The following is a 7,214-nucleotide window of genomic DNA, read 5'->3' as shown; positions in this document are numbered from 1 at the left end:
TGCTGGCTCATCCGGTTACTCATTCAGGGTTCAGGTTACAACACGATGATCTCATATCTCGGACTTATTCGCACCTTCCCTAGGTAATCCTTTTTATTAGTAAATGTACAGGCAAGGTGAACTTCGTAACCATTTTCGATTGCTTTGAGGGCTATCGGCAATCTATGTGAAACAAAAAACCAATCCACATTGACAACAAATAGTAATTTTCTCATATTGAAGGGCGTTGTTGCCTAAATCAATCTTAGGTATGCCTTTTCCTAAAAGGGTTCCTGGTATTAATTGACCCTCTGGCGAATAGGCATACCCAGTCCTATGACTTTGTTCATCACTTTCACACCAGCCAGTGCCTCGCCGACTTGGCCGTTGTAGTCCCGCAGGCTCAATTTCGGGCTAATCAGTTGCTTGTAACGATACATAGCTGTTTCTGACAGGGAGCGTTGGTGATAGTCATTCTCTTGTTTCCATTGTTTGAGTTCATCACTTTTCAGAGCGCTGACGGCCTCGTTTCTGGGATGACCTTCTTCCCAATAACCTGCATTTTTTCGCGGCGGTATCGTAGGTTTACACCCTCTGCGTTTCAGCAGCTTATGACATTTTTTGGTGTCATCAGCACCGTCAGCTGACACTTGTTTTACCTTGCGCCTTAGTGGGTTTAATAACGTTGGGAGAACCTCACTATCTGCCACACTCTCTAAACTGACTTCGGCTGCGATGACTTCATGTGTGGCCGCATCTATCGCAAGGTGCAACTTACGCCAAGTTCGGCGTTTTTCCTTACCATGTTTACGCATTTTCCATTCACCTTCGCCATATACTTTCAGTCCTGTGGCATCGACAACTAAGTGAGCAATCGCGCCTCGGCAAGGGGGGCGGTAGTTAACTTTGACTGTCTTTGCCCGCTTGCTGATGCAGCTGTAACCAGGTGAAGTTAATTGCAGACTCATCAAACTAAACACTGAGTTGAGAAAACCTTCTAGTGCTCGCAAGGGGAGATTAAACAAACCTTTGAGCATTAAGGCGGTTTCTATCGCCGTGTCACTGTATTGAAATCCCCGACCTCGACCACCATGGTGTTCAGTGTGACACCAGAGGTTGAGCGCCTGCTCGTCTATCCAAAAAGTCAGTGAGCCTCGGTTGGTCAACGCCTTGTTATATTCCGGCCAATTGGTAATGCGAGATTTAGATTTGCCCGTCTGATAGCGGTTCCTGCGTGGTATTCACAGGATCTGATCGCATCTGAGACGGAAGGTTCATTCATTTAGGCAACAACGCCATATTGAAGTACTCGTATTATCAAAGCATACTTTATTCATTACAACATCACTCGCCCCAATATGAACCCAAAAGAAAATCGGCATGCTTACTACTAAATGGTTCCCAACCACTTCCATGGCAAAATGTAAACTCACCAAAATATATCTTTCCATCAACATTATATAAATCGATTCGTACATAAGGAAAATCTGAAGAGAGCTTCTCTGCTACATCAAACATTTCATCCATATTTTCTGGCCACTCGTAGTCAGTAGACACTTTCGAATATTTAGGTTGTATATCAAAGTCCAACATTCTTAGTTGTCTATCAAAAAGACTTCTCTTATGGGTTGTAAACCGACCTTCATCGATTTGAATTATAATTTTTTTTAAATTATTTTTTTTGAAAACGTGAAACTTATAATCTGAAGGTAATCTACCATCAGAATGCTTAAGAAGCTTTTCGAAAACGATTTTTGGAGACTCTATATCATAAAAATGCTCGTCAACAATATTACCTACATTTACTGTTAAGTATTGATTAAAACGATTAGTTAGTTCGGATTTATCAAAAGCATTTAAATCTGTTATAACTTCTACGTTTTCGCCGCCTCCCCCATTAGAAGTTTTCATGACAAATTCTGATGGCAAATCGTTAAAGTCACTTATAGATAACTTAGTAACTTCTTTTATCAATGGAATAAGGTATTCACCTCCTACCTTTTCAGAAACAAGTTCTCTAACAGTATACTTATCAACTAATTTAGAATATTTTTTTGGATCATCATTAAACTTACGGTGAATAATTTTTTCAGAAAAACTTCTAGGACACTTAAAGTTAGGGATATACCTATGAGTAATAATGAACCTAAAAAAAGTATATCCTTTGGGTGACAAAATATAACGGGATATATCTCTAATAATATTCTTTAACCTTCTATTCATTTAATCAATAACTCCGACAATGATAAAAAAAAGATGAATAAAAATCAGGATAATCAGATTCATTATATATTACACCTGGTTCTGTTAATTTAAAACCATTATTATAGAATGAGTAAAAATCAGATACTGAGGCTTCAAAATCTTTCACATCAATATGAAAACTATTTTTTTTATGCTTCGTATATTTTGAAATTTCACCAACAGGGTTAACTACAGGACAGAGCCCAGCTCTTAATGATTGAAAAACAGAAATTGCCATACCTTCAGCCAAACTAGGCTGTAAGTAATAGTGATACTGAGACATTGTATTTTCGACAATTGTAGGATGTAACTCACCGTTAAAACTAATAAAACCTTCAAGGGATCTAGTTTTTACGTAATGCTTTAGTTCATTTAAGGTACCATCATCTCGACCAAATAAATCAAATTTAACAGAAAGCCCTTTTTCTATTAATTTTTCAACAAATTCAATTGCAAACTGCAAGTTTTTTTGCCGACAATAACGTCCTACGAAAATAAATTTAAGTTCAACAAACTTTGATACATTTATACTTTCTACTTTTTCACGAAAGCAAACATTCATAGGAACATTTATTATTTTTTTATTTCTGATACCACAAAAATTTTTGACCAACCAGTTACTTGTATCAGTTGAATCACTAAAGATTTCAGAACAACACCGAAGCGATATACGTGTGACAAAATTATTGACTATATGTCCAAAAGCAGCTACATGTGCAAAATGAATCCTTTTGATATTTGTAAAAGCCAATTGACACAAAACACCAATTATATGTGCTCGCCACAAAGAAGTTACTAGAACATCTGGGCTTATCGATTTTACTGTTTTAAATGCATCAATATAACCATTACATATGTGGAGTCTTTTCTGACAAGTCTCTGGTAACGATTGCTTAATTTTATCACCTGTAGGTGTTACTGTAACAATGTGATAGAAATCTGACGAGTTCATTAATAAACTTAGAACGCCTACTTCAACGCCACCTACATCCATACCATTAACAATATGAACAATACGTTTTTCATTTTTCATGAAATATAACCTTTTCGTCTATAATACCAAAGCTTTCAGTTAAAGCATGATGGAAGCTAGTACCTGCTAAAATTACTTTTTCTGATGGAATCTCATGAATAGAAGATGAAAAAAGAGTTAGCGCCGATTTAAATTTAATAGAGTAGAACAAAAAAAACTGTGATGGAAATACGTTAGTTATTACATCAAACCCAAAACTAGCATAATCCGTTTTCTCTCGAGGGTGAGGTTTAATTATTGGATTTTCAATTCCATAATGTTCAACAAGTTTTTTATACAAATCAACCTTCTCATCTTCTGTGACAAAACCATCTTCTGAAATTGGTTGTGTCAGTACAACATTACGACCAGAAACTTGATCTGCAAGATTTTTCATATATATAGTATCTAAACCAAAAACTGACGTTATACTTTTCTTTTCATCATCATCTAATTTATTCCATTCATTTTCAAATGAAAAATGTATTCTTTTGTCATATAAAGGAGAATTTAAATTAACATTTTTACTAAGAACAATATGTTTAACATGTTTATCTAATCCATGCATTTTTTTGAATCTTGTAAAGGGAAATATAATATTTTTTAACTTAGAACGCGGAAACAGCTCTCCAATATAAGTCCTATCTCCGTCCTCAATAATAATTGCTTCTTTATTTAGGATTGAAGAAAAATAAGTACAATCTTGGCCAAAATGTTTATGATTTAAAAACCTTATCCTAACCAGCCATTGATAAATGTAATAGTAATAAAAATAATAACACATCCCTTTCAAAGACGAAAACTTATAAACAGGCAATGGAAACAGACTATTAGAAGGTAAACGTACTACTCTACTTAAATAGTTACTCATAACAAAATCTGTTTTTTTAACTTTTGGATCATTACATATTAAATATATCAATAAACCATGAAAATTATTGACTACACATAAATTTCTCTTATTCATAATGCCTTACTAGGCTCGATTGCCTATGCCTTATAATTTCAAAAATAAACCACCAATAGAATACATCAAAAAACGTATAAAACATCATTGTATCAGTTAATGCTCTAAATACGTATGACATAACAATAAAAATAGTTGGCCAAAAACATCTATACCTGAAAGCAATAAATACAGGAGAAAATATGAAAAAAGAAAATAAACCAGAGTTGGTTGCTAACGATATCAATGAATTGTGAGGAGCATACTCTCCAATAGCAAGAGTACCACAATAAGAATTGCCAAAACTATTAAAGCCTAAAAAGAGACTATGTACGTTAAAAGTGGATATATAACACTCTAATACTCTCTGACGATTTTCTCCAGTAAAGCCACTTTGTTCAAATCGAAATAAAGCAAACTCTATAGGTTCTTTTATATAATCCCAAGAGTAAAACAATAAGATGACAGTTGATAATGAAATAGCCCACTTCACCATCTTAGATTCATATATATACATCAAGACCGAAAACACAAGCAAACTCGAAATAATTCCACTTCGCCCACCAGCAAGTATACATACAATCAGGCCAACTAAGGATGCAATTAGCTTCACTCTCTGAGTACAATTTGACATATATATGTATGAAAACCCGAAAAGCATAAATATAGATATAAAATTCCTGCTATAACCATCAAAAACATCTTGGCTCAATGAAACACCAGAAAAGATCTTAAATAAAAAATAAGCCGTTATTAGAAAGTAAAAAAATAGTGCATATTTACAATCAACGCCATATTTTGAAACAATATATGCAATTGATATCGAGCAAAAAAAGAAATATAAAGGCTGATAAAATTCAAGTTTCCAAAACAGATGCGTGAATAAGATCATAATTCCGACAGAAAAAACCAAAAAAATATAGAATTGTGAATATTTTTTATTAGACAAAACCTCGGCAAATAATAATAAAAATACGCAGAACATTGGTAACGCTGCAATTAATTTTATTCCAGTGACAAAAAGAATCAAGACTGAAAGAAAGTACAAAAAAACCAAAAAATTTTGCACCATAGATTTAAAATTCATATAAACCTAATTGATTTATGTAATTGGAGATATTTACATTAATTTTATTAAAAGACCTAGAAATCATAATCAACACTCAAATGAAATCTTAAATTTTACACATTAAAAATGCAGTTCAATCTAACTAAAGTTATTTTCAAACTAACATCATAACAATATTAAAAACTTATCTTGATTTAATTTTATTAACACCTACAACGATACTGTTCTCTGGCACATTCTTGGTTACTACAGCATTCGCAGAGACCACACTATTTTTTCCAATCTCCACATTTCCTAAGATTTTAGCTCCAGCACCAATGATTACATCATCATTTATTATTTGTTTACAAAAAACACTATTACCATTTTCATTAAAATCTTTAGCCCCTAATGTAACACCCTGATGAATGGTAACTCTCTCTTTGATAACAGCACCACCTCCAATAACAATTCCAACTGGGTGCCTTAATATTAAACTTTTTGAAAGTAAAGCACCTTTACAAATCTCTACTCCATATTTTCTTAATAGCCTATATCTAAAGTATGAAGCAACATTACGAGATAATAAAAATGAACTTTCGTCAAAAAAAGATATTAATCTATAGTTTAACATAATCAACTCTGGAAGAGGTCGGTATATAATAAAACTAATTATTTTTTTTACTTTCATAAAGGCTCCAAGGCATAGATTTAACTTTCGATGCTAATATCCATGTACATATAAACCGTGCAAAAGATGATATTAAACCAATATATATTGCCCCTTCTAGGCCATATTTAGGAATAAATATAATAAGCAATAAAATATTCACCACTCCTACAATGATTGTTACAGTAGATAGTTTAGAATTTTTTCTGCTGTAAAAAATATAGTTGGTAACCATCAAATACATACCATAGAAAACCTGAGTCCAAACAACAATCGAAATAAAACTAGACACTTCTTGATATTTCTCACCAACAAAAATAAGGAAGAGATTAGGTCCTATAACCCCTCCTACCATTCCAATGGCAATCAAAACAAGCATGTATTTATATGTGTTAGATACTATTTTCCTATCAGTTCTTGAGCAATTTTTATTTAAATTTGAAAACAACCATGGTACATAAGCTTTATTGATTGCATCAAATATCATTGAAAGTACCATGCTAACCTGAATAACAGCCATATATAGACCTAAATATCTCATGCCTAAATAAGCACTAATAAAATATCTATCGGCCATATTTATAATTATCATTCCAATTGAGTGAGGTAGCAAAGGTAGTCCAAAAGATAAGACCTCTCGGAACCTATCAAGTTTAATACCTAACTTTAACTCGTTATATTTATATAAAAAAAGTATAGAGAATGAGCAAAATATAGCTGCTGTAAATATAGCAGAATAAATTCTGCTATAAGGGCCTGTATCTGAAAAGTAAATTAACCAAAGACAGCTAATTAACAAACAGAACGAAAAGGATAATTGAAACACTGCATACTTAAAAGCATTTTCTCTTACTTGCCATATAACTAATCGGACTTGATTAAAAGTATTTAATGTCGAATATAATATAGCCGACATTAAAATCCCTAGAGGCATAATCTCTTGAATTTTTCCCGCCCCCAACTTAAATAACAAAAATGAAAAAACACTAATTATAGTAGATGATAAGACTGCAATGCTCAATCCTGAAAATACATATGTGGAAAAATCGTAGTTATCTTCTTTATCATAAAATTTTCTAGCAATTGCGCCACTTACATTCAAACCAATAAATATACCCATCATGGGTAAAAGAGTTTGGAATAAAGCAATAAGCCCATAATCCTCTACTGATAAAGTTCTGGTGAGTATAGGAATAAGAATAAAAGGAGCTATAGAGCTGGTAATATTCGAAGCAATATATATTAAGGCATTTTTTTTCATACTAATTTAATTTTAAGATCTAACAATTTAATATACCTAACTCTAATTAGAGTT

General features: G+C 32.8%; 7 protein-coding genes. All 7 read right to left on the bottom strand.

Annotated elements, in window-relative coordinates; genetic code table 11:
* Positions 1–278: 278 nt before the first annotated feature.
* Positions 279–1,220, bottom strand: a complete 942-nt coding sequence (locus tag CX650_RS13620) for an IS5-like element ISSpu16 family transposase (protein WP_101096105.1) — start codon at positions 1,218–1,220, stop codon at positions 279–281.
* Positions 1,221–1,323: 103 nt separating this feature from the next.
* A complete protein-coding gene (locus CX650_RS13615; protein ID WP_101096104.1) occupies positions 1,324–2,202 on the bottom strand; it encodes an ATP-grasp fold amidoligase family protein in 879 nt (292 codons plus the stop codon).
* Between the two features lie 4 nt (positions 2,203–2,206).
* Positions 2,207–3,256, bottom strand: a complete 1,050-nt coding sequence (locus CX650_RS13610) for a glycosyltransferase (protein WP_101096103.1) — start codon at positions 3,254–3,256, stop codon at positions 2,207–2,209.
* Complete coding sequence (locus tag CX650_RS13605) at positions 3,246–4,202, bottom strand: glycosyltransferase family 52 (protein WP_101096102.1); 957 nt, start codon at positions 4,200–4,202, stop codon at positions 3,246–3,248. Before CX650_RS13605 ends, CX650_RS13610 begins: the two co-directional genes overlap by 11 nt.
* Positions 4,195–5,268 carry a hypothetical protein gene (locus CX650_RS13600; RefSeq protein WP_101096101.1) on the bottom strand — a complete coding sequence of 358 codons (1,074 nt, stop codon included), beginning with the start codon at positions 5,266–5,268 and terminating at the stop codon, positions 4,195–4,197. The genes CX650_RS13605 and CX650_RS13600 overlap by 8 nt, the downstream gene beginning before the upstream one ends.
* 166 nt (positions 5,269–5,434) lie before the next feature.
* On the bottom strand, positions 5,435–5,920 hold the full coding sequence (locus tag CX650_RS13595; RefSeq protein ID WP_101096100.1) for a serine O-acetyltransferase: 486 nt from the start codon (positions 5,918–5,920) through the stop codon (positions 5,435–5,437).
* Entirely contained in the window at positions 5,898–7,160 is a 1,263-nt protein-coding gene (locus CX650_RS13590; protein ID WP_101096099.1) for an oligosaccharide flippase family protein, read from the bottom strand. Before CX650_RS13590 ends, CX650_RS13595 begins: the two co-directional genes overlap by 23 nt.
* Positions 7,161–7,214: the final 54 nt, after the last annotated feature.

It is taken from the genome of Shewanella indica, from assembly GCF_002836975.1.
GTDB lineage: Bacteria > Pseudomonadota > Gammaproteobacteria > Enterobacterales > Shewanellaceae > Shewanella > Shewanella indica.
This window is presented reverse-complemented; position numbering and strand designations above follow the sequence as displayed.

What these genes read in the sequence shown, in the direction of transcription:
- CX650_RS13615 (WP_101096104.1), bottom strand. Translation starts at nt 2,202, where the DNA reads ATGAATAGAAGGTTAAAGAATATTATTAGAGATATATCCCGTTATATT.
- CX650_RS13610 (WP_101096103.1), bottom strand. Translation starts at nt 3,256, where the DNA reads ATGAAAAATGAAAAACGTATTGTTCATATTGTTAATGGTATGGATGTA.
- CX650_RS13605 (WP_101096102.1), bottom strand. Translation starts at nt 4,202, where the DNA reads ATGAATAAGAGAAATTTATGTGTAGTCAATAATTTTCATGGTTTATTG.
- CX650_RS13600 (WP_101096101.1), bottom strand. Translation starts at nt 5,268, where the DNA reads ATGAATTTTAAATCTATGGTGCAAAATTTTTTGGTTTTTTTGTACTTT.
- CX650_RS13595 (WP_101096100.1), bottom strand. Translation starts at nt 5,920, where the DNA reads ATGAAAGTAAAAAAAATAATTAGTTTTATTATATACCGACCTCTTCCA.
- CX650_RS13590 (WP_101096099.1), bottom strand. Translation starts at nt 7,160, where the DNA reads ATGAAAAAAAATGCCTTAATATATATTGCTTCGAATATTACCAGCTCT.